The sequence below is a fragment of the Variovorax sp. Varisp46 genome (assembly GCF_059491885.1).
The window spans coordinates 4444919-4471598 of record NZ_CP168515.1 but is presented as its reverse complement, the minus strand read 5'-3'; the positions used below and the strand labels follow the sequence as shown (position 1 = coordinate 4471598).

Here is a 26680-nt window from a genome sequence, read left to right as displayed (position 1 = left end):
TCAGGCCATCGAGACGTCGGAGGCGGCTTCGCCGCGCTCTTCCACGCGGGCGGGGCGGATCTGGCCGCGCTCCTGCACGAAAACGATGTGCTCGTCCGGCTTCTCGCTGTTGACGAAGGAGCGGAAGCGCTGGCGCGTGACCGGGTCGTTCACCGCGGTCTTCCATTCGCACTGGTAGGTGTCGACCACGCGCTGCATCTGTGTTTCCAGCTCGTCGCCGAGGCCCAGCGTGTCCTGCAGCAGCACATCCTTGAGGTAGTCGAGGCCGCCCTCGAGATTCTCGCGCCACGTGCTGGTGCGCTGCAGGCGGTCGGCCGTGCGCACGTAGAACATCAGGAAGCGGTCGATCAGCCGGATCAGCTCGGCCTTGGTGAGGTCGCTCGCGAGCAGTTCGGCATGGCGCGGCTTCATGCCGCCGTTGCCGCACACGTAGAGGTTCCAGCCCTTGTCGGTCGCGATGATGCCGACGTCCTTGCCCTGCGCTTCCGCGCATTCGCGGGTGCAGCCCGACACGCCGAACTTGATCTTGTGCGGCGCGCGCAGGCCCTTGTAGCGGTTCTCCAGTTCCACGGCCAGGCCGACGCTGTCGTCTACGCCGTAGCGGCACCAGGTGGAGCCGACGCAGCTCTTCACCGTGCGCAGCGACTTGCCGTAGGCATGGCCCGATTCGAAGCCGGCCGCGATCAATTCTTCCCAGATGGCGGGCAGCTGCTCGACGCGCGCACCGAACATGTCCACGCGCGCACCGCCTGTGATCTTGGTGTACAGGCCGTACTTCTTCGCCACCTGGCCCACCGCGATCAGCCCGTCGGGCGTGACCTCGCCGCCCGGCATGCGCGGCACCACCGAGTAGGTGCCATCCTTCTGGATGTTGCCGAGGAAGTAGTCGTTGCTGTCCTGCAGGCTGGCCAGGTCCTTCTTCAGCACGAACTCGTTCCAGCACGAAGCGAAGATGCTCGCGGCCGTCGGCTTGCAGATGTCGCAGCCCAGGCCCTTGCCGTGCTTTGCCAGCAGGTCGGCGAAGCTGCGGATCTCGCCCACGCGGATCAGGTGGTACAGCTCCTGGCGCGAGTAGGGGAAGTGCTCGCACAGGTGGTTGTTGACCGCCATGCCGCGCTTGGACATCTCCATCTTCATCACCTGCGTGACCAGCGGCACGCAGCCGCCGCAGGTGGCGCCGGCCTTGGTGCAGGCCTTCAGCTCGGCGACGGTGCACGCGCCCTCGCCCACGGCCTCGCAGATCCGGCCCTTGGTGACGCTGTTGCACGAGCAGATCTGCGCGGTGTCGGGCAGCGCATCGACGCCCAGGCCTGGCTTGGCCTTGCCGTCGCTCGACGGCAGGATCAGGAATTCAGGGTCGGCGGGCAGCGCGATGCCGTTGAGCGCCATCTGCAGCAGCGTGCCGTACTCGGCGGCATCGCCGACCAGCACCGCGCCCAGCAGCTGCTTGCCGTCCTCGCTGACGACGATCTTCTTGTAGATCTGCTTGCGCTCGTCGACGTACTGGTAGGCGCGCGACTTCGGCGTCTTGCCGTGCGCGTCGCCGATGCTTGCAACGTCCACGCCCATCAGCTTGAGCTTGGTGCTCATGTCGGCACCGGTGAAGGCGGCGTCGTCCTGGCCGGCGATGTGCCTGGCGGCTACGCGGGCCATGTCGTAGCCCGGTGCGACGAGGCCGAAGGTCTGCTCGTTCCACGACGCGCATTCGCCGATCGCGTAGATGTTGCGGTCGCTGGTGCGGCAGTGGCTGTCGACCGCCACGCCGCCGCGCGGGCCGACGGCCAGCACGCTCTGGCGCGCCAGTTCGTCGCGCGGACGGATGCCGGCGGAGAACACGATCATGTCGGTTTCCAGGTGCGTGCCGTCGGCGAACACCATGCGGTGGCGGGCGGTCGCGCCGTCGGTGATCTCCACCGTGTTGCGGCCGGTGTGCACGTGCAGGCCCATTGCCTCGATGCTGTTGCGCAGGGCGCGGCCGCCGCCTTCGTCGACCTGCACGGCCATCAGGCGCGGTGCGAACTCCACGACGTGGGTTTCGAGGCCCATGTCGCGCAGCGCCTTGGCGCATTCCAGGCCCAGCAGGCCGCCGCCGACGACCACGCCGCTCTTCGAGCGGGCGCCGCAGGCCTTCATGGCCTCGAGGTCCTCGATGGTGCGGTAGACGAAGCAGTTCGGGCGGTCGCGGCCGGGCACGGCGGGCACGAAGGGGAAGGAGCCCGTCGCAAGCACCAGCTTGTCGTAGTGCACCACTTCGCCGTCGGCCGTAGTGACGGTGTTGTTGCGCCGCTCGATGGCTACCGCCCGCGCGGCCAGGCGCAGCGTGAAGCCGCTGCGTTCGAAGAAGCCCGGCTCGACGAGCGACAGGTCTTCCGCCGTCTTGCCGGCGAAGAACTCGGACAGGTGAACCCGGTCGTACGCCGGGCGGGGCTCCTCGCACAGCACGGTGACTTGCGCGTTCGCGACGCCGAGCTCGTGGAGTTGCTCGAGGAACTTGTGGCCGACCATGCCGTGGCCGATGACTGCGATCTTCATTGGGGGTCCTGCACGCAGCCGGCCCTTGGAGGTGCAGCGCCGCGCTGTCGTGGCAGACAGCGGCAGCAGAGCCCCGCGACGGAACGGATGCGAAATTGGGTTGGAGCAGACGAGCTCGCGGCTTGTCGGCCGCCGGCTCGCTTGAACCCCGCCGTCGTTAGCGGAGGCACTGTGAACCGAGGGATAAGCAATATCCATGCCCAATCGTGCGGGTGCCGCGGCCGCCCTGACCGGCCGGTTGCGCACCGAAACCGCCCCGGGCCCGGCACCGGACGCACGGGCGTCGTGCGCCGTGGCGCCGCGACGCTCTTCGCATTGGTGCACCCCGGGCGGCGGCGCAGGCTTTTCCGTATGCTCTGGGGCCTCGATGAACCCAGAACCTGCTGAACCTGCCATGTGCGGCTCCGAACTCCATTCCCTTCCCGACGGTGTCCAGCGCGTCTCGCGCGTGCTCCAGGACGCCGGCCATCCGCATGCCCCGCGCATGCTCGACGACGCCTGCCGCACCGCGCAGCAGGCGGCCGACGCGCTCGGCATCTCGGTCGGCCAGATCGCCAAGAGCATCATCTTCCGCCGCAAGAGCGATGAGGCGGCGGTGCTGGTCATTACCTCGGGCGACAGGCGCGTCGACGAGAAGAAGGTCGATGCGCTGGTCGGCAAGACCGGCCGCGCCGACGCCGACTTCGTGAAGGCGCGCACCGGCTTCACCATCGGGGGCGTGTCGCCGGTCGGGCACGTGACCAAGCCCGTGGTGCTGATCGACCGCGAGCTGTTCCGCTTCGAGGAGATCTGGGCGGCTGCGGGCCATCCGCATGCGGTGTTCCAGCTGCGCCCGCACGACCTCGAGAAGCTCACCGGCGCGCCGGTGGCGGACGTGGTGTGAACTTCGACGAGGCCGAGACCTTGGCCGAGCGCGCCGTGGCCGTGCAGGCCATGGCCGACGACGTGCCCTCGCCGTGCTCTTCCGTGTGCCGCATGGACCGCCTGAGCGGCTTCTGCGAAGGGTGTTTGCGCACCATCCCGGAGATCGCTGGCTGGAGCCGGATGGAGGACGAAACGCGGCGCCACGTGTGGCGCGCGATAGAGTTGCGGGCGCGGGCCGGCATCTGGCGCGCTTCAGGAGACAACGCCGCATGAAGCACATCGACTTCTATCTCGACTTCATCTCGCCCTACGCGCACCTCGCGTTCGAGCACCTGCCGGAGGCGCTCGAAGGCCTGAGCTGCAGCGTGGCCTACAAGCCCGTGCTGCTGGGGGCGCTGCTCAAGCAGCACGGCCAGCTCGGGCCGGCGGAGATTCCGTCGAAGCGCAGCTGGACCTACCGCCACGTGCTCTGGCTGGGCCACACGAACGGCATCCGGATCGAAATGCCCGCCTCGCACCCTTACAACCCGCTGCCTCACCTGCGGCTGGCAGTGTCGACGAGCGACGACGGCAGCATCAGCCGCTTCGTGGCCGAGACCATCTTCCGCCATGTGTGGCGCGGCGGCGAAGACGCGGGCGACGCCGCGCGCCTCGCCGCGCTCACCGCGCAGCTGGCGCCGAAGCGCGACGCGAACAGCGAGGAGAGTAAGGCCCTCCTCAAGCGCAACACCGACGAGGCCCTGCAGCTCGGCGTGTTCGGCACGCCCGCCTATGTGGTCGACGGCCGCCTGTTCTGGGGCTTCGACGGCCTGCAGATGCTGCGCGCCTACCTGTCGGGCGACGCGTGGTTCGACGGCCCGCAATGGACCTCGGCGGACCAGCGCCCGTCCCTGCTGCGCAGCAGCAAAAACTGAGTGACCCCCGGATTTCTTACAACCTGAAACGCGCCCCGCGGGTTTCACCTTAAACCGTAAGCACCGGTTCAGTTTCGCGCAAGGCTCGGGTCAGTCGCGCCTCCAAGAATGCCTCACGGTCCCGAAACAGTCGGGCGCCGCATGAACGCACACACACAGGAGACGACGCAATGGCAGCCACACTAGATTCACGGGGAGTGCCGCATCCGGCCCCCCGGCCCATGTCCTCGGAGGAGAAGAAGGTCATCTTCGCCTCCTCGCTCGGCACCGTGTTCGAGTGGTACGACTTCTATCTCTACGGTTCGCTCGCCGCGATCATCGCGAAGCAGTTCTTCAGCGGCCTCGATGCGGGCGCCGCCTTCATCTTCGCGCTGCTGGCGTTCGCCGCGGGCTTCCTGGTGCGTCCGTTCGGTGCCATCGTGTTCGGCCGCCTGGGTGACATGATCGGGCGCAAGTACACCTTCCTGGTGACGATCCTGATCATGGGCCTGTCGACCTTCATCGTCGGCCTGCTGCCAAGCTACGCGACCATCGGCGTCGCTGCGCCGGTGATCCTGATCGCGCTGCGCATGCTGCAGGGCCTCGCGCTCGGCGGCGAGTACGGCGGCGCCGCCACCTACGTGGCCGAGCACTCGCCGCACGGCAAGCGCGGCGCCTACACCTCGTGGATCCAGACCACCGCCACGCTCGGCCTGTTCCTGAGCCTGCTGGTGATCCTGGGCGTTCGCGAAGGCATGGGCGAAGCGGTGTTCAACGACTGGGGCTGGCGCATTCCGTTCCTGGTGTCGATCCTGCTGCTCGGCGTGTCGGTGTGGATCCGGCTCTCGCTGTCCGAGTCGCCGGCCTTCCAGAAGATGAAGGCCGAGGGCAAGACCTCGAAGGCGCCGCTGTCCGAATCCTTCGGCCAGTGGAAGAACCTCAAGATCGTGATCCTGGCGCTGGTCGGCCTGACGGCAGGCCAGGCCGTGGTCTGGTATTCGGGCCAGTTCTATGCGCTGTTCTTCCTGACGGCACAGCTCAAGGTGGATGCGACCACGGCCAACCTGATGATCGCCGCCGCGCTGCTGATCGGCACGCCGTTCTTCGTGGTCTTCGGAACGCTGTCCGACAAGATCGGCCGCAAGCCGATCATCATGGCCGGCTGCCTGCTGGCCGTGGTCACCTACTTCCCGGTCTTCAAGATGCTGACCGAAGCCGCCAACCCCGACCTGGCCCGTGCACAGGCCACGGCCGGCGTCACGGTGACGGCCGACCCGTCGACCTGCTCGTTCCAGGGCAACCCGGTGGCCCGCGAGATCGACTTCAGGAGCTCGTGCGACATCGCCAAGCGCTACCTGGTGCAGAACTCGGTGAGCTATGAAAACGTGGCCGGCGCGCCGGGCTCGAAGGCCGTCGTGAAGATCGGCGACAAGTCGGTCGAGGCGCCCGTCGGCAACGTCGTGAACTCCAAGTTCGACGAGGGCTCCGCCAAGGAAATCGCCGCCTTCAAGAAGAGCGTGGCCGAAGACCTGAAGGTCGCGGGCTACCCGGCCAAGGCCGACCCCGCGAAGATGAACAAGGTGCTGACGGTGCTGCTGCTGTTCTGGCTGGTGCTGCTGGTGACCATGGTCTACGGCCCGATCGCCGCGATGCTGGTGGAACTCTTCCCCACGCGCATCCGCTACACCTCGATGAGCCTGCCGTACCACATCGGCAACGGCTGGTTCGGCGGCCTGCTGCCGACCACCGCCTTCGCCATCGTGGCCTCCACCGGCAACATGTACAACGGCCTCTGGTATCCGATCATCATCGCCGGTGTCACGCTGGTGGTGGGCACGCTCTTCATCCGCGAAACGAAGAACGTGGACATCTACGCCAACGACTGATCGCTGCTCGCGCAAAGGAGGGCGCCATCCGCCCTCCGTTCAACAAAGAGGCTTCATGCCAACCGCATGAAGCCTTTTTCTTGAGCCCTTTGAATCAACCTCGTCAGGAGACAGCACCCATGTGGAAACTCGCCGTCGGCTTCATCGTCTTTGCCGCCATCGCTCTGTTCGTGATTTCCAAGGCCGGCGACAAGGTCGACATGTCGGGCGAGAAGCATGGCGCCGACGCAGCGCACGAAACGGCGCCCGCCGCCGCGCCGAAGTAGGAAGGCGCCGCGCAGCGGTCAGCGCTTGAACTTGCCGTCGCTGATGATCGACAGGTCCGCGAAATCGATGCCGCTGTGATCCTGCGGCGAGTAGCTCACCTCGAGCCCGCCGCCCAGGTCGTAGCCCCGCAGGCTGTCGAGCGCCGCCACGATCTTTGCGCGTGTGGGCTTGGGGCCCGCGCGGCGCAGCGCCTCCACCAGCACCTTGGCCGAGGCGAAGCCTTCGAGCGTGGCCGGCGACAGTTCGGCCTGGCCCTTGGCCTGCGCGAGGGCCAGGGCTTCCTTCACCATCGGCTGGCCGAGCGAGCGCTCGTTCGGGAACACCTGCGTCACGATCACGCCGCGGCTCGCGTCGCCCAGCTGCTTGATGAAGCCCGACGAAGCGTTGTTCGACAGCGTGACCACCTGCGCCGCGGAGCCCGCGGCGCGCAGCGCCTTGATGCCGTCCACCACGGCGACGCCCGAGCCGATCCACACCACGGCCTGTGCATCGGCATCCTTGATGGCCGGCACGATGGTCTTGTAGTCGGGCTTCTCGCGGTCGGCCGGAATGGTCACGACCGGCTTGGCCTTGCCCTTGGTGAAGCCGGTCATCGCACCCTCGAGCGCGTCCGCGCCGAACGAGTCGGTCACATGCACCACCGCAATGCGCGTGAGGCCGATGGTCAGCAGGTGCTGCACCGCCTTCTCGGCCTCGCGCTGGTAGGTGGCGCGCACGTTGAACACGTGCTTCTGCAGCGGCTTGTGCAGCACCATCGCGCCCGTCGAGGGGCCGATGAGCGCCACGTCGTACTTGTCGAGCCACGGGATGATGGCCTGCGAGTGCGGCGTGCCGCGGCTCATGAAGAGCGCCAGCACCTTCTTGTCCTCGATCAGCACGCGGGCGTTCTCGCTGGCGCGCTTGACGTCGAAAGCGTCGTCCATGCGGATCATCTCGATCTTCTCGCCGTGGATGCCACCCTGGGCATTGGCCGCATCGATCACCAGCTGGGCGCCGCCGATGGTCTCGTTCACGCCCGCGGCCACCGAGCCGGTCATGCCGGCGGTCTGTCCGATCAGGATCTGCGCCGGAGCGCCGGCCGCCGACAGTGCCAGCAGCGCGGCGGCACACAGCGTGCGCGTCATCTTCTTCATGGAAATTTCTCCTCTCGACAAGCTCGGAAGCAATCGAAAACAAATGTGCTATTTGTTTCTAAAAGTGTCTTCAACTCCATCCGGACAAACCCCTGCGAAGCCACCGACCTTGTGAAGTACTGCACGAACCCGTCATGGGCCACTCCCTAGAATGTTTGCCCCACCCCCCAAGGCACTCATGACACAGGGCTCCATCCGGATTCGCGGCGCGCGCCAGCACAACCTCCAGAACCTCGACCTCGACATCCGCACAGGCGAGATGACCGTGGTCACCGGGCCCAGCGGCTCGGGCAAGTCGAGCCTCGTTTTCGACACCCTCTATGCCGAAGGCCAGCGGCGCTACGTGGAGACCTTCTCCGCCTACGCGCGCCAGTTCCTGGACCGCATGGACAAGCCGGCCGTCGACAAGGTGGAGGGCGTGCCGCCCGCCATCGCCATCGACCAGACCAACCCGGTGCGCTCCTCGCGCTCCACGGTCGGCACCATGACCGAGCTGAACGACCACCTGAAGCTGCTGTTCGCGCGCGCGGCCGACCTGTTCGACCGCGAGACCGCGCTGCCGGTGCGCCACGACTCGCCCGACAGCATCTACGCGCAGATCGTCGAGCGCGCGACGGCTGCGGGCGATCCGCGCCTCGTGGTCACCTTTCCGGTCGAGCTGCCAGCGAGCACCACGGCCGAGGAAGTGACGCAGTGGCTGTCGGCCAGCGGCTTCACGCGCGTGCAGGCCGAGCGCGAGGTGGCCACGCCCACCGGTCCGCGCAAGGTGCTCGACGTGGTGGCCGACCGCTTCCGTGCATCGGGCGCCGAGCGGGCGCGCGTGGTCGAGGCGATCGAGGTGGCGCTCAAGCGCGGCAGCGGGCGCGTCACCGTGCATGCGACCGGCGCCGAGGAAAACGCGCCGACGGACGTGTGGAAGTTCTCCACCGGCCTGCACTGCCCCGAGAGCGACATCCGCTACGCCGACCCGATCCCGTCGATGTTCTCGTTCAATTCGGCCGTGGGCGCCTGCGACACCTGCCGCGGTTTCGGCCGCGTGATCGGTGTCGACCTGGGCCTCGTGATTCCGAACGACAAGCTCACGCTGCGCGCCGGCGCCATCAAGACCATCCAGACGCCCGCGTGGAAAGAAGCGCAGGACGACCTCATGCGCCACGCCGAGGCCGCCGGCATCCCGCGCGACACGCCCTGGAACAAGCTCACCGAGGAGCAGAAGCACTGGGTGATCGAGGGCACGCCCAACTACAAGGAAGGCAACTGGAACAAGCAGTGGTATGGCGTGCGGCGCTTCTTCGGCTACCTGGAGAGCAAGGCCTACAAGATGCACATCCGCGTGCTCTTGTCGAAGTACCGCAGCTATACGCAATGCCCGACCTGCAGCGGCGCGCGCCTGAAGCTCGACAGCCTGATCTGGCGCATCGGCAGCAAGGAAGATGCAGACGCGGTGTTGCCACCCGGGAAGCGATTCATGCCGACGGGGGCGAAGTGGACGCGGGCTCAGCTGGAGGCACTGCCGGGGTTGTGCCTGCATGACCTGATGCTGCTGCCGATCGAGCGGCTGCGTAAATTCTTCGACCGCATGGGTGTTTCTCCCTCCCCCGCCGGGGGAGGGCAGGGGTGGGGGCCGGCAGCGCCTGCAAGCCCTGCTGCCTCGAATGAGGCCGCGAGCCCCCATCCCAGTCTTCCCCCAGCGGGGGAAGGAGCCAAGACCGGGGAAGCACAGGCCCTGAAGCTGCTGTTCGAAGAAATCACCACCCGCCTGCGCTACCTGCACGACGTCGGCATCGGCTACCTCACGCTCGACCGCCAGAGCCGCACGCTGAGCGGCGGCGAGGTGCAGCGCATCAACCTCACGACCGCGCTCGGCACCTCGCTGGTCAACACGCTGTTCGTGCTCGACGAGCCCAGCATCGGCCTGCACCCGCGCGACATGAACCGCATCACCGAGGCCATGCTGCGCCTGCGCGATGCGGGCAACACGCTGGTCGTGGTCGAGCACGACCCGGCCGTGATGCTCGCGGCCGACCGCGTGATCGACATGGGCCCAGGCCCCGGCGCGCGCGGCGGGCAGATCGTGTTCGATGGCACCACCGACCAGCTGCGCGACGCCGACACGCTCACCGGCCAGTACCTGGGCGGGCGCAAGAAGATCGGCATGGGCTTCAAGCGGCTCGTGAGCGAGAACACGCACCGGCTCATCCTCGAAGGCGTGCGCGAGCACAACCTGAAGAACGTCACGGTCGAGTTCCCGCTCGCGCGGCTGGTGTGCGTCACCGGCGTCAGCGGCTCGGGCAAGTCGACGCTGATCCAGGACGTGCTGGCGCCCGCGCTCATGCGCCACTTCGGCAAGGCCACGGAAACGCCCGGCGCGCACGACCGCATGCTCGGCGCCGATCACCTCGGCGACGTGGTCTTCGTCGACCAGTCGCCGATCGGCAAGACCGCGCGCTCCAACCCCGCGAGCTACGTAGGCGCCTGGGACGCGATCCGCGAGATCTTCGCGACGGCCACGCTGTCGCGCCAGCGCGGCTATACGGCGAGCAAGTTCAGCTTCAACTCGGGCGACGGGCGCTGCCCGACCTGCGGCGGTTCGGGCTTCGAGCACGTCGAGATGCAGTTCCTGTCCGACGTGTACCTGCGCTGCCCCGACTGCGACGGCAAGCGCTACCGCCCCGAGATCCTCGAAGTGCGCGTGGAGCGCAAGGGCAGGAGCTACAACGTGGCCGACGTGCTCGACCTCACCGTGGCCGAAGCGGCCACCGTGTTCGAGGCCGACCGCGACGTGCTGCGCGTGCTGCAGCCGATCTCCGACGTGGGGCTCGACTACGTCAAGCTCGGCCAGCCCGTGCCGACGCTCTCCGGCGGCGAGGCTCAGCGCCTGAAGCTCGCGGGCTTTCTCGCCGAAGCGGCGAAGAGCGCGACCGCGAGCAAGCAGTCGGTGGCGCGCCGGGGCACGCTGTTCCTGTTCGACGAGCCGACCACCGGCCTGCACTTCGACGACATCGCGCGGCTGATGCGCGCGCTGCGCAAGCTGCTCGACGCCGGCCATTCGCTGATCGTGATCGAGCACAACCTCGACGTGATCCGCGCCAGCGACTGGTGCATCGACCTCGGCCCCGAAGGCGGCGAGGGCGGCGGCATGGTGGTGGCCGAGGGCACGCCCGAGCAGTTGCGCGAGAACCGCGCCTCGCTCACCGGCGCGGCGCTGGCCGACTACGACCTGGCGATCGGCCCCGAGGCCTACAAGGTGGCCGAGCGCGCCGCGCGGCGCTACATCGCCAATGCGAAGACGGCGCCCGGCGGCCATGCGATCGAGATCGTCAATGCGCGCGAGCACAACCTCAAGAACCTCAGCGTGAACATTCCGCGCGGCAAGTTCAGCGTGGTGACGGGCGTGAGCGGCTCGGGCAAGTCGACGCTCGCCTTCGACATCCTGTTCAACGAAGGGCAGCGACGGTATCTCGAATCACTCAACGCCTATGCGCGCAGCATCGTGCAGCCGGCCGGCCGGCCCGAGGTGGACGCGGTGTACGGCATTCCGCCGACCGTGGCCATCGAGCAGCGCCTGTCGCGCGGCGGCCGCAAGAGCACGGTGGGCACCACCACCGAGGTCTGGCACTTCCTGCGCCTGCTGTACGTGAAGCTGGGCATCCAGCACTGCATCCACGACGGCGCCGCCGTGCAGCCACAGACGCCCGACAGCATCGCCGCGCAGCTGATGCGCAATTTCAAGGGCCAGCACATCGGCCTGCTCGCGCCGCTGGTGAGCAACCGCAAGGGCGTGTACACCGAGCTGGCCGACTGGGCGCGCCCGCGCGGCTTCACGCACCTGCGCGTGGACGGCGACTTCCTGCCGACCACCGGCTTCCCGCGCATCGACCGCTTCAAGGAGCACAGCATCGAGCTGCCGGTGGCCAGCCTCGACGTGCTGCCCGCGAAGGAAACCGAGCTGCGCGAGGCGCTTGCCAAGGCGCTCGAACACGGCAAGGGCGTGGTGCATGTGCTGAGCGAGCTCGACGGGCTCAAGGCCGCGATGATGGCCGGCGTGTCGGCCTCGGGCATCGGCCGTGTGAACGTGTTCTCCACGCTGCGCGCCTGCCCCGTGTGCAGCACCAGCTACGCCGAGCTCGACCCGCGCCTGTTCAGCTACAACAGCAAGCATGGCTGGTGCCCCGACTGCGTGGGCACGGGCGTGAAGCTCAGCAAGGACCAGCGCAAGGTCTTCGACGATTCCATCCGCGATGACGACAACAAGGGCCGCGAGCAGACCTTCGCCGAGCCCGAGGTGGAAGACCTGGCCGACACCGCCTGTCCGACATGTGAGGGCACGCGCCTGAACGCCACGGCGCGCGCCGTGAGCTTCGGCGCCTCGCCGGCGGATGGCCTTAGCGGCATCGGCATCACCGAACTCGCGCGCATGAGCGTGACCGAGGTGCGGCAGTGGTTCGAAGGGCTGGCGCTCGCGGGCCGTGAAGCCGAGATCGCGCGCGACCTGGTGCCCGAGATCAGGAGCCGTCTGGAGTTTCTGGAAGAGGTGGGCCTGGGCTATCTCACGCTCGACCGCGGCGCGCCCACGCTCTCGGGCGGCGAGGCGCAGCGCATCCGCCTGGCGGCGCAGCTGGGCAGCAACCTGCAGGGCGTGTGCTACGTGCTCGACGAGCCGACCATCGGCCTGCACGCGCGCGACAACCAGATCCTGCTCGACGCGCTGCACAAACTCGGCGACAAGGGCAACACGCTGGTGGTGGTGGAGCACGACGAAGACACCATCCGCCGCGCCGACCACATCATCGACATCGGCCCGAGCGCGGGCAAGCGCGGCGGCCGGCTCGTGGCCGAGGGCTCGGTGGCCGACATCCAGCAGGCGAGCGATTCGCAGACCGGACGCTACCTGCGTGATGCGATCCGGCATCCACTGCATGCGCGGCGCCTGGTTCCATTGCCCGACCCGAAGGCCGAAGAGAGCGGCCAATGGCTCACCGTGCACGGCGCCGACCTGCACAACCTGCAGGACGTGACGGCCACGCTGCCACTGCACCGCCTCGTGGTGGTCACCGGCGTGAGCGGCTCGGGCAAGTCGACGCTGGCGCGCGACGTGCTGCTGGCCAGCGTGCATGCCATCGTGGTCCAGCGCATGACCAAGGCCGGCCGCGACGCTGATGCCGCGGGCAAGCGCCCGGCCTGGTCCGGCTGCGACCGCGTCGAGGGCTACGAGTCCATCGACCGCGTGCTCGAGGTCGACCAGACCCCCATCGGCAAGACGCCGCGCAGCTGCCCGGCCACCTACATCGGCTTCTGGGACACCATCCGCAAGCTGTTCGCCGACACGCTCGAAGCCAAGGCGCGCGGCTACGGCCCGGCACGCTTCAGCTTCAACACCGGCGAAGGCCGCTGCCCCGGCTGCGAGGGCGCGGGCGTGCGCACCATCGAGATGAGCTTCCTGCCCGACGTGAAGGTGCCCTGCGAGGTGTGCCACGGCGCGCGCTTCAATCCCGAGACACTGGCCGTGAGCTGGCGCGGCAAGAGCATCGGCGAGGTGCTGCAGATGGAGGTGGACGAGGCGGTCGAGTTCTTCGCGGCCATGCCCAACATCAGCCACCCGCTGCAGCTTCTGAAGGACGTGGGGCTCGGCTACCTCACGCTGGGGCAGCCTTCGCCCACGCTCTCGGGCGGCGAGGCGCAGCGCATCAAGCTGGTGACCGAGCTCAGCAAGGTGCGCGACGACGTCACCCGCCGCGGCCAGAAGGCGCCGCACACGCTGTACGTGCTCGACGAGCCGACCGTGGGCCTGCACATGGCCGACGTCGAGAAGCTGATCCACGTGCTGCACCGGCTGGTGAATGGCGGCCACAGCGTGGTGGTGATCGAGCACGACCTCGACCTGATCGCCGAGGCCGACTGGATCCTCGACCTCGGGCCCGAAGGCGGCAACGCCGGCGGGCGCATCGTCGCGGCGGCGCCGCCCGAAGAGGTGGTGCGGCTGGGCACGCACACCGGCGTGGCCTTGGCGCCGGTGCTGGCGCGATAGGGCAGGGCGGGCTCGCCCCCGCCCTTCTTTTCTTCCTACTTCTGGATATCGCCCAGGCAGAGGTACTTGATCTCCACGTAGTCGTCCATGCCGTGGTGCGAGCCCTCGCGCCCCAGGCCCGACTGCTTCACGCCGCCGAACGGCACATGCTCGGTGGCGATCACGCCGGCGTTGATGCCGACCATGCCGTATTCCAGCGCTTCCGCCACGCGGAAGATCCGGCCCACGTCGCGGGTGTAGAAGTAGCTCGCGAGGCCGAACTCTGTGTTGTTCGCCGCATCGATGCCGTCCTGCTCGGTCTTGAATCGGAACACGGGTGCGAAGGGACCGAAGGTTTCTTCGCGCGCGCACAGCATGTCGGAGGTGGCTTCGGCAACCACGGTCGGCTCGAAGAACTGGCCCTGCATCCGGTGGCCGCCCGCGAGCACCTTGCCGCCCTTGGCGACGGCGTCGTCGACGTGGCGCTGCACCTTGTCGAGAGCCGCATCCTCGATCAGCGGACCCTGCACCACGCCATCCTCGAAGCCGTTGCCGACCTTGAGCGCCTTGACCTTGGCCGCGAACTTCTCGACGAAGGCGTCGTAGATGCCGTCCTGCACATACAGCCGGTTCGCGCAAACGCAGGTCTGGCCGGCATTGCGGTACTTGCTGGCCATCGCGCCCTCGACCGCCGAGTCCACGTCCGCATCGTCGAACACCAGGAAGGGCGCGTTGCCGCCGAGTTCGAGCGACAGCTTCTTGACCGTCGGCGCGCACTGGCTCATCAGGATGCGGCCCACTTCGGTGGAGCCCGTGAAGCTCAGGTGGCGCACGACGTCGCTCTCGCACAGCGCCTTGCCGATCGCGATGCTGTTCGCGCTGTCGGCCGTGAGCACGTTGAGCACGCCCGCCGGAATGCCGGCCCGCACGGCCAGCTCCGCTGCGGCCAGCGCAGTCAGCGGCGTGAGTTCGGCCGGCTTGATGACCACCGTGCAGCCAGCGGCCAGTGCCGGCGCCACCTTGCGGGTGATCATGGCCAGCGGAAAATTCCACGGCGTGATGGCCGCGCACACGCCGATGGCCTGCTTCATCACCAGCAGGCGGCGGTTGTTGTCGAACTGCGGCAGCACCTCGCCGTTCACGCGCTTGGCCTCTTCGGCGAACCACTCGACGAAGCTGGCGGCATAGGCGACCTCGCCCTTGGCCTCGGCGAAGGGCTTGCCCTGCTCGGCGGTCATGAGGCGGCCGAGGTCTTCGGTGTTGGCGGTCAGCAGGTCGAACCATTTGCGCAGCACGATGCTGCGCTCCTTGCCGGTCTTGCCGCGCCAGGCGGCGAGCGCCTTGTCGGCAGCGGCAATGGCGAGCTCGGCGTCCGCGCGCGTGAGGTTGGCCACGTCGACCAGCTTCAGGCCGGTGGCCGGGTCGTTCACGTCGAAGCGGCTGGCGCCCTTTGTCCATTCGCCGGCGATCAGCGCATCGGTCTTGAGCAGGGTCGGGTCGTTCAGCAGCGAGAGAGGGGAAGTCTTCGTATCCATGGTGTCGTGTTGTCCTGGGAGAAATGAGTAGCCGGTGTCAGCGGAAAGGTACACCGGGGAGTACGCAGAGCATTTCGTAAAGCAGGTTGGCCCCGAGCAGCGCAGTGTTTCCACTCGTGTCGTAGGGCGGACTGACCTCCACCAGATCGGCGCCCACCACGTTCAACCCGCGGCAGCCGCGCACGATCTCCAATGCTTGCGGCACGGTGAGCCCGCCGATCTCCGGGGTGCCAGTGCCGCCAGCAAACGAAGGATCGATGCCGTCGATGTCGAAGCTGATATAGACCGGCTGAGTCGGCCCGATGCGCTCGCGCACCTGCGCCATCAGCGGCGCGAGCGACTGGTACCAGACCTCGTGCGCCTGCACCACCGTGAAGCCTTGCTCGCGCGGCCAGTCGAAATCGTCCGCCGCATAGCCGGTGCCGCGCAGGCCGATCTGCCAGACCTTGTCGCAGGCCAGGAGGCCTTCCTCGACGGCGCGGCGGAACGGCGTGCCGTGCGCGATGCGCTCGCCGAACATGTCGTCGTTCACGTCCGCATGCGCATCGACGTGCACCAGCGCGACCGGGCCGTGCTTGCGCGCCACCGCGCGCAGGATCGGCAGCGCGATGGTGTGGTCGCCGCCCAGCGTCAGCGGCGCGCAGCCGGCGGCCAGCACCGAGTCGTAGAAGGTCGAAACGATGTCGATCGACTTTTCGAGCGAATAGGTGTTGATCGGCACGTCGCCCAGGTCGGCCACGTTCAGCCGGTCGAAAGGCGCCGCGCCGGTGGCCATGTTGTAGGGGCGCAGCAGCGCCGATTCGGCGCGGATCTGGCGCGGCCCGAAGCGTGCACCCGGACGGTTGGAAGTGCCGATGTCCAGCGGCACGCCGATGAACGCCGCGTCCAGCCCCTCCGGCGAAGTTGCGGCCGGCAGCCGCATCATCGTGCCGGGGCCGGCGAAGCGCGGCATGGTGTTGCCGCCGAGCGGCTGGTTCGGTGTCGTGGTGATCGGCATCGTGTGGAGCGGGTTCAGCGCCGCCGGCCGCGCAGCCATTCGAGCGCGAGCAGCAGCGTGGTGGTGAAGATGATCAGCAGCGTCGCCACGGCGGCGATGGTGGGCGAGATGTTCTCGCGGATGCCGGTGAACATCTGGCGCGGCAGCGTGACCTGGTCGGGCCCCGCGAGGAACAGCGTGACCACCACTTCGTCGAACGAGGTGGCGAAGGCGAACAACGCGCCCGAGATCACGCCTGGCGCAATCACCGGCAGCGTGACGCGCATGAAAGTCCTGAACGGTGTCTCGCCCAGGCTCAGCGATGCGCGCACCAGGTTCTGGTTGAAGCCGGCCAGCGTGGCGAGCACCGTGGTCAGCACGAAAGGTGCACCCAGCGCCGCGTGCACCACGATCAGCCCGAAGTAAGTGTCGGCCAGCCCGAGCGGTGCGAAGTAGAGGTACGTGGCGACGCCCACCACCACGATCGGCACCACCATCGGCGAGATCAGCACGCTCATGAGCAGGCCCTTGAAGGCGAAGCTCGTGCGCGACAACCCCACCGCCGCCAGCGTGCCCAGCACGGTGGCCAGCACCGTGGCGGCCGGCGCGACGATGAAGCTGTTGCGCGCCGCACGCGCCCACTCGGGCGATTCGAAGAGGTTGCGATACCACCGCAGCGACCAGCCGGGAATCGGGTAGGCCAGGAACGAACTGTCGGAGAACGACAGCGGAATCACCACCAGGATCGGCGCCAGCAGGAAGGCCAGCACCGCGACGCAGCCGGCGCGCACCAGCCACCAGCCGAGCTTGTCGGCGAAGGTGGCGTAGGCCGGGAATTGGGGAAGCTTGAACATGCTTGTCGGTCCTTCGTGCCGCTCAGCCGAGGCTCAGCTCGGCCTTGCCGATGCGGCGGTAGACGGCATACAGCAGGAGCGTGGCGACCAGCAGCACGGCGCCCAGCGCGCAGGCCATGCCCCAGTTGATCTCCACGTTGGTGTAGCGCGCGATGTAGTAGCTCAGCATCTGGTCGTCCGCGCCGCCGAGCAGCGCCGGCGTCACGTAGTAGCCGATCGCCAGGATGAAGACCAGCAGCGCGCCGGCGCCGATGCCCGGATAGGTCTGCGGCACGTACACGCGGAAGAAGGCCGCCAGCGGCGAGCTGCCCAGCGAGACGGCTGCGCGAAGGTAGGTGGGCGGCACGCTCTTCATGACGCTGTAGAGCGGCAGGATCATGAAGGGCAGCAGGATGTGCACCATCGCGATGATCACGCCGGTGCGGTTGAACAGCAGCGCCAGCGGATGGTCGGTCAGGCCGATGCCCATGAGGCCCCGGTTGACCAGCCCCTCGGACTGCAGCAGCACGATCCAGGCAGCCACGCGCACCAGGATGGAAGTCCAGAACGGCACCAGCACCAGGATCATCAGCACGTTGGCCTTGCGCGCCGGCAGCGTCGACAGCCACCACGCCAGCGGATAGGCCAGCAGCAGGCAGAAGAAGGTGACGACGGCGCTGATCTGGAAGGTGCGCAGCAGGATGCCGGCAAAGGCGCGCTGGTCGGCGGGCATGCGCTCGATCTCGCCGGCCACGTCGCGCCGCAGGTCGACCGAGGCGAGCAGGTAGTCGGGCGTCCAGCGCGAGCCGTTCTTGGCGATCGCCTGCCAGTACGGCGCCTCGCCCCAGCGCGGGTCGAGCTCCAGCATGCGCGCCTTGACTTCTTCCGGCGTGCCGGCGATCGGCAGCGCCCGGAAGGTGCCCATCACCAGCGAGCGGGCGCCCGCGATCTCGGTGTTGAGGCGGCGCGCCAGGGCGCCCGCGTCGGAGCTGTCGGGCAGCTGGGCGAGATCGGCTGCTATGGCCGCAAAGGCCGCTGGCGCGGGCGCCTCCTTGCGGTTCCAGCCGTCGAGCGCACGCACGGTGCGCGGCAGTGCGTTGGCCACCTCGGGGTTCTCGACCGCGCGCTGCAGCAGCGCCACGATGGGCACCAGCAAGGTCAGCAGCAGGAACACCAGCAGCGGCACCGTGAGCGCAAAGGCGCGCCATTTGCGGCGGGCTTCGGCGCGCCCCAGCGCACGCCGAAGCTCGCCGGGCGGAGCCTGCATCGAAACCTGGGGGACAGACGTTGCCGCGTGCATGGCCTTCTTCGCGCCGCTCGTTTACTGCGTGGCCCAGGACGCGAAGCGCTTCTCGAGCGCCTCGCCCTGGTCGGCCCAGAAGCCGACGCTGAACTGCAGCGCATCCTTGGCGTTGGCCGCCGAGGTCGGCAGGTCGGCGAGCACCTTGGGGCTGAGCGAGGCCAGCGCCTTGGTGTTGGTGGGGCCGTAGGCGATGCTCTGTGCATAGACCGCCTGGTTGGCCGGCTGCATCGTGAACTGGATGTACTTCAGCGAGGCTTCCTTGTTCGGGGCGCCCTTCGGGATCACCAGGTAGTCGAGGTCGTAGATGCCGCCCGGCCAGTAGATCTTGAGGTCGCGGCCTTCGCGGTTGGCCGCGTCGATGCGGCCGTTGTACACCGTGGTCAGCACCACGTCACCGGCCACCAGGAACTGTGGCGGCTGCGCACCGGCTTCCCACCACTGGATGTTGGGCTTCAGCTCGGTGAGCTTCTTGAACGCGCGGTCGGCGCCTTCCTTGGTGGCGAGCACCTTGTACACGTCGGCCGGCTTCACGCCGTCGGCCATGAGCGCGAACTCGAGGTTGTAGCGCGCGCCCTTGCGCATGCCGCGCTTGCCGGGGATCTTCTTCACGTCCCAGAAGTCGGCCCAGCTGGTGGGCGCGGTCTTGAGCTTCTCGCCGTTGTAGGCCATCACGGTCGACCACACGAACAGGCCCACGCCGCAGTCGGTGACCGCGGCCGGCAGGAAGTCGGCCTTGCTGCCGATCTTCGAATAGTCGAGCTTCTCGAACAGGCCCTCGTCGCAGCCGCGCACCGCGTCGGGCGATTCGACTTCGACCACGTCCCAGGTGACCTTCTTCGTTTCGACCATGGCCTTGATCTTGGCCTGTTCGCCGTTGTATTCGACCGGGATGATCTTGGTGCCGGTCTTCTCGTAGGGCTCGTAATAGGCCTTCTTCTGGGCATTGGCGTTGGCGCCGCCGAAGTTGACCACGGTGAGCTGCTGCTGGGCCAGGGCCGGCAGCGCGAAGCTGGCGGCGACGATGCAGGCGAGGAATGTCTTTTTCATGATGGAAATCTTCCTGGGTGATGAAAGGAAACGAGGGAACAACAACGGACCGGGATCAGGGGGCATAGATGCGCGCGTGCGCGGTGGGGAATTCGAGCACCACCGCTTCGCCGGCCCGCGGCGCAGCGGCGCCGTCGAGGCCGTCCAGCGGCAGCTTCACGGTGGCTTCGGTCTGGCCGCCGCCGACGCTGCACAAGAGCCGCAGGTGGTCGCCGTAGTAGATGACGCGCGCCACCTCGGCGGCGAGCATGTTGGTGCCCTGCGTCTCCGGCCGGCGGTGCAGCACCACGCGTTCGGGGCGGATGCAGGCCTCCACGGCCGCACCCGCGGCCGCGCCGCCGACGTTGAGCCCGCGCAGCACGCGGCCGTCGGGCAGCTTCATCTCGGCGTGCTCGCCGCCGCGGTCCAGCTGGCCCTTGAGCACGGTGCTGTCGCCGACGAAGCCGGCCACGAAGCGGTTGGATGGCGTCTCGTAGAGCCGGTCGACCGTGTCCAGCTGCTGGATCACGCCTTCGTTGAACACCGCCACGCGGTCGCTCATGGTGAGCGCTTCGCCCTGGTCGTGCGTCACGTAGACGAAGGTCACGCCGAGCTGGCGGTGCAGGTCCTTGAGCTCGAGCTGCATGTGCTCGCGCAGCTGCTTGTCGAGCGCGCCGAGCGGCTCGTCCATCAGCACCAGCTGCGGCTCGAACACCAGCGCGCGCGCCAGCGCCACGCGCTGCTGCTGGCCGCCCGAGAGCTGGCCGGGCAGGCGGTCGGTCATGCCGCGCAGCTGCACCATGTCGAGCGCGCGCTGCACGCGGCGCTGCTGCTCGTCTTTCGAAACCTTGCGCACGGTGAGCGGGTAGGCCACGTTCTGGCCCACGCTCAGGTGCGGAAACAGCGCGTAGTTCTGGAAGACCATGCCGAAGTTGCGCTTGTGTGGCGGCGTGCGGGTGATCGGCTTGCCGTCGAGCAGGATCTCGCCCGAGGTCGGCGACTCGAAGCCCGCCAGCATCATCAGCGTGGTGGTCTTGCCCGACCCCGAAGGCCCGAGCAGGCTCAGGAACTCGCCGCGGTGGATGTCCAGATCGAGCTGGCGCACCACCAGGTGTTCGCCGTCGTAGGTCTTCTGGACGCGCTGGAAGCGCACCAAGGGTTCTGCTGTCATGGAGGATTCCGGGAAAGGATCGGTCGATCAGCGCAGCGCGGCGAAGCTGTCCGCGAGAAGCGCCAGGCCTTCGTCCACAAGCAAGTCGGATGCCGTGAGCGGCACCAGTACACGAATTACATTGCCGTAGGTGCCGCATGACAGCAGGATTAACCCGCGCCGCGCCGCCTCCGCGACCACCTGGCGGGTCAGTGCGGCATCGGGCCGCGCGGTGTCGCCCTGCTCGAACAGCTCGATGGCCACCATGGCGCCGAGCCCGCGCACGTCACCAATGGCCGGCTCGCCGGCCGCGATGCGGCGCAGGCCGGCCGTGAGCCGTTCGCCCAGCGCCCGGCTGCGCGCGAGCAGTTGCTCGTCGTCGAACACCTTGAGCACCGCGAGTGCCGCGGCACAGCCGATGGGGCTGCCGGCATAGGTGCCGCCCAGGCCGCCGGGCGCGGGAGCGTCCATCACCTCGGCGCGGCCCACCACGCCGGAGATCGGGAAGCCGCCCGCCATCGACTTGGCGGTGGTGATCAGGTCGGGCGCCACGGGCCACTGCTCGCTGGCGAACCAGGTGCCGGTGCGGCCCGCGCCGGTCTGCACCTCGTCGGCAATGATGAGGATGCCGTGGCGGTCCGCCAGCGCGCGCAGGCCTTCGACGAAATCGTTGGGCGCCACGTAGAAGCCGCCTTCGCCCTGCACCGGCTCCAGGATGAAGGCCGCCACGCGCTCGGGCTCGATGTCGTTCTTGAACAGCAGCTCGACCGAGTGCAGGGCGTCGTCCACGCTCACGCCGTGCAGCGCGTTCGGGTACAGCGCATGGAACACCTCGCCCGGGAAGGGGCCGAAGCCGATCTTGTAGGGGGCGACCTTGCCGGTCAGGCCGAGCGTCATCATCGTGCGGCCGTGGTAGCCGCCCGTGAATGCGATGACGCCGGGGCGCCGGGTGTGGGCGCGGGCGATCTTGACCGCGTTCTCCACCGCCTCGGCACCGGTGCTCAGGAAGATCGACTTCTTCGCGAACGCGCCCGGCGCCAGTGCGTTCAGGCGCTCGGCCAGCTCCACATAGGGCTCGTAGGCCACCACCTGGAAGCAGGTGTGCGAATAGAGATCGACCTGCGCCTTCACTGCGGCACTGATCTCCGGGTGGCAGTGGCCGGTGTTGAGCACCGCGATGCCGCCGGCGAAGTCGATGTAGCGGCGGCCCTCGACGTCCCACAGTTCAGCGTTGGCGGCGCGGGCGACGAAGATTTCATGGGCCTGGCCCACACCGCGGGCGACGGCCGCGCTGCGGCGGGCCATGAGGGCGGCATTGCTGAGATGGGGTTCGCGTTGCATGGTACGACCTGTGCTTTGAAGGAGGAATGCCGGCACTCTAGGTCGCGCGAATCGATCCAGCCATGTACACCGGAAGTGATCGCCCGGAAGACTGTACTGGTCTTGTATCCTGTACATACTTTCCTCAATATGGTGCAGCCCGGACTGCCGGAGACGCCCCCCGATGCTCATTCTTCGCCCCGAACAGCCGACGCCGCTGGTAAGCCAGATCGTGGAAGGGCTGCGCGGACTGATCGGCTCCCAGAAGCTCAAGGCCGACAGCAAGCTGCCGTCGATCCGCGCCTTTGCCGCGGCGCACGGCGTCAGTGTTTTCACGGTGGTCGAGGCCTATGACCGGCTGGTGGCCCAGGGCCTGCTGGTCTCTCGCGCCAACGCGGGTTTCTTCGTCAAGCGGCGCAGCGACGAGAGCGCCGCCGGCGCGGCCAGCACGCCCCGCCCGGACCCCCGCTTCGACGCCCGCTGGTACCTTCAGCAGATCTTCGAAAACCGCAACCTGCCGCTCAAGCCCGGCTGCGGCTGGCTGCCGCACGACTGGCTGTTCGAGGACGGCATGCGCCGCAGCCTGCGCCACCTCGCCTCCGAAGGCACCGACATCGGCGGCTACGGCCTGCCCTTCGGCCACATGGCGCTGCGCATGGCGACGGCCGAGGCGCTGTCGGAGCAGCAGATCGTGGTCGATGCCGCACAGGTCCTGCTGACCCAGGGCTCCAGCCAGGCCCTGGACCTGGTCGCGCGCCGGCTGCTCAAGCCGGGCGATGCGGTGCTGGTGGACGACCCCGGCTATCCGAACCTGATGTTCATGCTGCGCTTCCTGGGCGTGGAGATCATCGGCGTGCCGCGCATCCCTTCGGGCTATGACATGCCCGCGCTCGAGGCGCTGCTCGCTCAGCACCGGCCCAAGGCCTTCTTCACCCAGCCCCGGCTGCAGAGCCCGACCTGCTCGATGGCTTCGCTGCCGCAGCTGGTGCAATTGCTGCAGCTGGCCCAGGCGCACGACTTCACGCTGGTCGAGAACGACATCTACGCCGAGATGGACGCGTCGATGCGCCCCTCGCTCGCCAGCCTGGGTCAGCTGCGCCGCGTGGTCTACGTGGGCAGCTATTCGAAGACCATCTCGCCGAACATCCGCGTCGGCTACGTGGTCGCGCAGCCGGAGCTGCTCGATGAGCTGGCGCAGCTCAAGATGGTCTCGGGCCTCACCTCCTCCGACATCACCGAGCGCCTGGCCTTCGGCACCGTGACCGACGGCCGCTGGCGCAAGCATCTCAAGGCGCTGCGCGACCGCCTCGCGCAGGCGCAGGGCAGCGTCGCGAGGCGGCTGGACGCGCTGGGCTTCGAGCTGTTCCATGAGGCCGCGGCCGGCATGTACCTGTGGGCCCGGCACCCCGACATCGCCGACAGCTCCGAGCTCTCGCGGCGCGCTGCGGCCGAGGGAATCATGCTCGGCCCGGGCCAGCTGTTCCTGGTCAATCCGCATCCCACCGGCTGGCTGCGCTTCAACGTGGCCTTCAGCGAGGACGAGCGGCTCTGGCGCTTCCTGGAGCGCAGCATCGAAGAACAGCGCAGGTACGACTGACGTCGCTCGCAATGCCGCGCAAGCAGGCGCACAATGGCTTCAACCCTTGGCGCAGGCGCATCCTGAACCAGCCATGGTGGAGTAAACATGTGAGGGGATGAAGCGCCGCGGCAGGGCTACGCAAGGAGCCATGCCATGACCCGCTTCATCGATGTTCACAGCCTGGTCCGCCTGGTGGACGAGACCGGCGTTCCGCAGTTCCTCACGGCCCTGGCCGACGCGTTGCGCGACGATTTCCTGCGGTGGCGCGAGTTCGACAAGAAGGCCCGCGTGGCCAGCCATTCGCACCTCGGCGTGATCGAGCTCATGCCGGTGGCCGACGACGGCGCCTATGCCTTCAAGTACGTCAATGGGCATCCGAACAATACCCAGCTCGGGCTGCCGACCGTCATGGCCTTCGGCGTGCTGGCGGAAGTCGACACGGGCTACCCGGTGCTGCTTTCCGAACTCACGCTCACCACCGCATTGCGCACGGCCGCCACCTCGGCCATGGCCGCCCAGGCATTGGCGCGGCCCGGTTCGCGCAGCCTCGCGCTGATCGGCAACGGCTCGCAGAGCGAGTTCCAGGCGCTGGCCTTCCATGCGCTGCTGGGCATCGAGCAAGTGCGCGTGTACGACACCGATCCGCACGCCACCGACAAGCTGGTGCGGCACCTGTCGGCGTGCACGCCGCTGGACATCGTGCGCGCGGGCTCCGTGGCGGATGCCGTGCGCGGCGCCGACATCGTCACCACCGTCACCGCCTGCCAGGGGCGCGCGACCGTGCTCACGCCCGACATGATCGAGCCGGGCATGCACATCAATGCGGTGGGCGGCGACTCGCCCGGCAAGACCGAGCTGCACCCCGACGTGCTGCACAAGGCGCGCGTGTTCGTCGAGTACGAGCCGCAGACCCGCGTGGAGGGCGAGATCCAGCAGGTGGGGGCCGACTTTCCGGTGCACGAGCTGTGGCGCGTGCTGCTCGGCGAAGTGCCCGGCCGCGAAACTCCCACACAGGTCACGCTGTTCGACTCGGTCGGCTTCGCGCTGGAAGACTACACGGCGCTTCGCTACATACAGCGCCTCGCCACCGAGCGCGGCATCGGCCAGCAGATCGCGCTGGTGCCCGAGCTCGACGACCCGAAGGACCTGTTCGGCCTCACGGCCTCGGGCCGGCGCCGGGCGGTGCTGCGGCGTGCGGCATGATGGCGGCATGCTCACGATCTACAACGACCAGCACGTTCTTCACCAGGGCAGAGTCGAAATGTTCCGCGGCGAACTCGTGCCGTGCTTCGAGGTTCCGGCCCGCGTCGACCATGTGAAACACGAACTGGAGCGCCGCCGCCTCGGCGCGCTCCAGGCGCCCGATGCCTTCGACGAGGCGCTGCTGGCCAAGGTGCATGCGCCGCGTTACCTGGACTTCATCGCGCATGCGTGGGATGAGTGGGTGGCGCTCGACCCGTCCAACGTGTCGCGCGATGCGCTGCCCTCGTACTGGCCCACGCGCGGCATGCGCACCGATGTGCTGCCGAAGAGCTTTCAGGCGCGCATGGGGCTGTTCTCGTTCGATGCCGGCACGCCGCTGATGGCGGGCAGCTGGGCCGCGGCGCGCCATGGCGCGGCCTGCGCGTGGACCGCGGCGCAGCGCGTCGTTGGCGGCGCGCGCGCCGCCTTCGCGCTCACGCGGCCGCCGGGCCACCATGCGGGCGCCGATTTCTTCGGCGGCTACTGCTTTCTCAACAACGCCGCGGTCGCGGCGCAGGCGCTGCGCGATGCGGGCGTCGAGCGCGTGGCCGTGCTCGACGTGGACTACCACCACGGCAACGGAACCCAGGCCATCTTCTACGAGCGCAGCGACGTGCATTTCGCCAGCCTGCACGGAGATCCGCTGACGGACTATCCGTACTACCTGGGCCATGCCGACGAGCGCGGCGCGGGGCGGGGCGAGGGCTTCAACCACAACCTGCCGCTGCCGCGCGGCACGGACTTCTCGGCGTGGCGCGCGGCGCTGAAGACCGCGCTCGAGCGCATCGCGGCGGTGAAGGCCGGCGCGCTCGTGCTCTCGCTCGGCGTCGACACCTTCGAGGGCGACCCGGTCGCGGGCTTCAGGCTCGGGAGCGACGACTACCTGCGCATGGGCGAAGACCTCGCGCGCGCGGGCCTGCCCACGGTGTTCGTCTTCGAGGGCGGCTATGCGGTGGCCGAGGTGGGCATCAACGCCGTCAACGTGCTCGAAGGCTTCGAGCAGGCGTAGCTGACGCGCGGGCGTCTCGGATGTGACGATGGCCCGGGTTTCCCCGTGGAAATCAGGGGAGCCCCGATTGCCTTCGCCAACGGGGCAAGGCCCAATTGGCGGTTTCAAAGTCAGGACCCCCGTCAGCCATGCTCCGCCGCTCCGCCTTCCTCCGTACCGCCGCCACGCTCGCTGCCTGCAGCCTCGCCTTTCCGATGGCGGCCTTCGCGCAGGGCTTTCCCACCAAGCCCATCAAGCTGATCGTCGCGTTTCCGGCCGGCGGCCCGACCGACATCACCATGCGCCAGCTCGCCGACAACGCGAGCAAGATCCTCGGCCAGCCGGTGATCGTCGACAACAAGCCCGGCGCCGCCGGCACGCTGCCCGCGCAGGCGCTGCAGACCTCGCAGCCCGACGGCTACACCGTCGCGCAGATCCCGCTGGGCGTGTTCCGCATGGGCTACACCACCAAGATCAACTGGGATCCGCTCAAGGACATCACGTACGTCATCAACGTCACGGGCTATGCCTTCGGCATCGTCGTGCCTGCCAACAGCCCCTTCAAGACCTGGGCCGACTTTGTCGCCTACGCCAAGGCCAACCCCGGCAAGCTGACGTACGGCTCCACCGGCAACCTCACCAGCCCGCACCTGACCACCGAGATCGTCGCGCAGAAGGCCGGCATCGAGCTGCAGCACGTGCCCTACAAAGGCAGCGCCGACCTGATGCTCGCGGTGGTCAGTGGTCAGCTCATGGCTGCCGCCGACAGCACCGGCTTCGCGCCGCAGGTGGAGGCCGGCAAGCTGCGCGTGCTGAACACCTGGGGCGAGAAGCGCCTCGCGAAGTTCCCCGACGCGCCGACGCTGAAGGAACTTGGCTACGACGTGGTGCAGAACTCGCCCTTCGGCATCGGCGCCCCCAAGGGCACGCCACCCGAAGTGGTGAAGAAGCTGCACGACGCGTTCAAGCAGGCGATGGAAGAGCCGAGCTACGTAGCGGCGCTGGGGCGCTACGACATGCTGCCTAACTACATGAGTTCGGCGCAGTACACCAAGTTTGCGCAGGACACGGTGGTGCGGGAGAAGGTGGTGATCGAGAAGCTGGGGTTGGCCAAGGAGAAGTAAGCCTGCGGCTTTCATCCAGATT

The 26680-nt window shown here is 68.2% G+C and carries 19 protein-coding genes; 10 read left to right on the top strand and 9 right to left on the bottom strand.

What is annotated here, in order from left to right:
- Positions 1 to 2532: a nitrite reductase large subunit NirB gene (gene nirB / locus ACEN9N_RS21175; RefSeq protein ID WP_495654455.1), complete on the bottom strand. Its 2532-nt coding sequence runs from the start codon at positions 2530 to 2532 to the stop codon at positions 1 to 3.
- Positions 2533 to 2926: 394 nt separating this feature from the next.
- Between nirB and ACEN9N_RS21170 the strand changes: the two genes are divergently transcribed.
- The 5 genes from ACEN9N_RS21170 (at position 2927) to ACEN9N_RS21150 (ending at position 6441) form a co-directional block, all read left to right on the top strand.
- Positions 2927 to 3415 carry a YbaK/EbsC family protein gene (locus ACEN9N_RS21170; RefSeq protein ID WP_007827866.1) on the top strand — a complete coding sequence of 163 codons (489 nt, stop codon included), beginning with the start codon at positions 2927 to 2929 and terminating at the stop codon, positions 3413 to 3415.
- Positions 3412 to 3669: a DUF1289 domain-containing protein gene (locus ACEN9N_RS21165; RefSeq protein WP_007827867.1), complete on the top strand. Its 258-nt coding sequence runs from the start codon at positions 3412 to 3414 to the stop codon at positions 3667 to 3669. The genes ACEN9N_RS21170 and ACEN9N_RS21165 overlap by 4 nt, the downstream gene beginning before the upstream one ends.
- Positions 3666 to 4310, top strand: a complete 645-nt coding sequence (locus ACEN9N_RS21160; protein ID WP_495654454.1) for a 2-hydroxychromene-2-carboxylate isomerase — start codon at positions 3666 to 3668, stop codon at positions 4308 to 4310. The genes ACEN9N_RS21165 and ACEN9N_RS21160 overlap by 4 nt, the downstream gene beginning before the upstream one ends.
- 170 nt (positions 4311 to 4480) lie before the next feature.
- A complete protein-coding gene (locus tag ACEN9N_RS21155; protein WP_495654453.1) occupies positions 4481 to 6175 on the top strand; it encodes an MFS transporter in 1695 nt (564 codons plus the stop codon).
- A gap of 119 nt (positions 6176 to 6294) precedes the next feature.
- Positions 6295 to 6441, top strand: a complete 147-nt coding sequence (locus ACEN9N_RS21150) for a hypothetical protein (RefSeq protein ID WP_007827873.1) — start codon at positions 6295 to 6297, stop codon at positions 6439 to 6441.
- 18 nt (positions 6442 to 6459) lie between these two features.
- Here ACEN9N_RS21150 and ACEN9N_RS21145 read toward each other — a convergent pair whose 3' ends face one another.
- Complete coding sequence (locus tag ACEN9N_RS21145) at positions 6460 to 7575, bottom strand: ABC transporter substrate-binding protein (protein WP_413335594.1); 1116 nt, start codon at positions 7573 to 7575, stop codon at positions 6460 to 6462.
- A 178-nt stretch (positions 7576 to 7753) separates the two neighbouring features.
- Between ACEN9N_RS21145 and uvrA the strand changes: the two genes are divergently transcribed.
- Positions 7754 to 13603 carry an excinuclease ABC subunit UvrA gene (uvrA, locus tag ACEN9N_RS21140; protein WP_495654452.1) on the top strand — a complete coding sequence of 1950 codons (5850 nt, stop codon included), beginning with the start codon at positions 7754 to 7756 and terminating at the stop codon, positions 13601 to 13603.
- Between the two features lie 35 nt (positions 13604 to 13638).
- On the opposite strand, the gene ACEN9N_RS21135 is transcribed toward uvrA, so the two are convergent.
- The 7 genes from ACEN9N_RS21135 to gabT are packed head-to-tail and all read right to left on the bottom strand — an operon-like array spanning position 13639 to position 21746.
- Positions 13639 to 15117 carry an NAD-dependent succinate-semialdehyde dehydrogenase gene (locus ACEN9N_RS21135; RefSeq protein WP_495654451.1) on the bottom strand — a complete coding sequence of 493 codons (1479 nt, stop codon included), beginning with the start codon at positions 15115 to 15117 and terminating at the stop codon, positions 13639 to 13641.
- A 37-nt stretch (positions 15118 to 15154) separates the two neighbouring features.
- Entirely contained in the window at positions 15155 to 16114 is a 960-nt protein-coding gene (gene speB / locus ACEN9N_RS21130) for an agmatinase (protein WP_042672569.1), read from the bottom strand.
- Between the two features lie 14 nt (positions 16115 to 16128).
- Positions 16129 to 16947 (bottom strand): ABC transporter permease, encoded by an 819-nt coding sequence (locus ACEN9N_RS21125; RefSeq protein ID WP_369648971.1) that lies wholly within the window; start codon positions 16945 to 16947, stop codon positions 16129 to 16131.
- 22 nt (positions 16948 to 16969) lie between these two features.
- Positions 16970 to 18193 (bottom strand): ABC transporter permease, encoded by a 1224-nt coding sequence (locus ACEN9N_RS21120; RefSeq protein WP_413315866.1) that lies wholly within the window; start codon positions 18191 to 18193, stop codon positions 16970 to 16972.
- 54 nt (positions 18194 to 18247) lie between these two features.
- Positions 18248 to 19276, bottom strand: coding sequence for an ABC transporter substrate-binding protein (locus tag ACEN9N_RS21115; protein WP_007827892.1), 1029 nt, complete (start codon positions 19274 to 19276; stop codon positions 18248 to 18250).
- 55 nt (positions 19277 to 19331) lie between these two features.
- Positions 19332 to 20426: an ABC transporter ATP-binding protein gene (locus ACEN9N_RS21110; RefSeq protein WP_369648969.1), complete on the bottom strand. Its 1095-nt coding sequence runs from the start codon at positions 20424 to 20426 to the stop codon at positions 19332 to 19334.
- 27 nt (positions 20427 to 20453) lie between these two features.
- Positions 20454 to 21746 carry a 4-aminobutyrate--2-oxoglutarate transaminase gene (gabT, locus tag ACEN9N_RS21105; RefSeq protein WP_413315865.1) on the bottom strand — a complete coding sequence of 431 codons (1293 nt, stop codon included), beginning with the start codon at positions 21744 to 21746 and terminating at the stop codon, positions 20454 to 20456.
- A gap of 163 nt (positions 21747 to 21909) precedes the next feature.
- Here gabT and ACEN9N_RS21100 point away from each other — a divergent pair, with 163 nt between their 5' ends.
- From ACEN9N_RS21100 to ACEN9N_RS21085, 4 genes are all read left to right on the top strand, one after another.
- A complete protein-coding gene (locus ACEN9N_RS21100) occupies positions 21910 to 23322 on the top strand; it encodes an aminotransferase-like domain-containing protein (protein ID WP_007827899.1) in 1413 nt (470 codons plus the stop codon).
- A 135-nt stretch (positions 23323 to 23457) separates the two neighbouring features.
- On the top strand, positions 23458 to 24507 hold the full coding sequence (gene ocd / locus ACEN9N_RS21095) for an ornithine cyclodeaminase (protein ID WP_413315861.1): 1050 nt from the start codon (positions 23458 to 23460) through the stop codon (positions 24505 to 24507).
- Positions 24508 to 24514: 7 nt separating this feature from the next.
- Positions 24515 to 25555 (top strand): histone deacetylase family protein, encoded by a 1041-nt coding sequence (locus ACEN9N_RS21090; RefSeq protein WP_495654450.1) that lies wholly within the window; start codon positions 24515 to 24517, stop codon positions 25553 to 25555.
- 128 nt (positions 25556 to 25683) lie between these two features.
- Positions 25684 to 26658: a Bug family tripartite tricarboxylate transporter substrate binding protein gene (locus tag ACEN9N_RS21085; protein ID WP_495654449.1), complete on the top strand. Its 975-nt coding sequence runs from the start codon at positions 25684 to 25686 to the stop codon at positions 26656 to 26658.
- Positions 26659 to 26680: the final 22 nt, after the last annotated feature.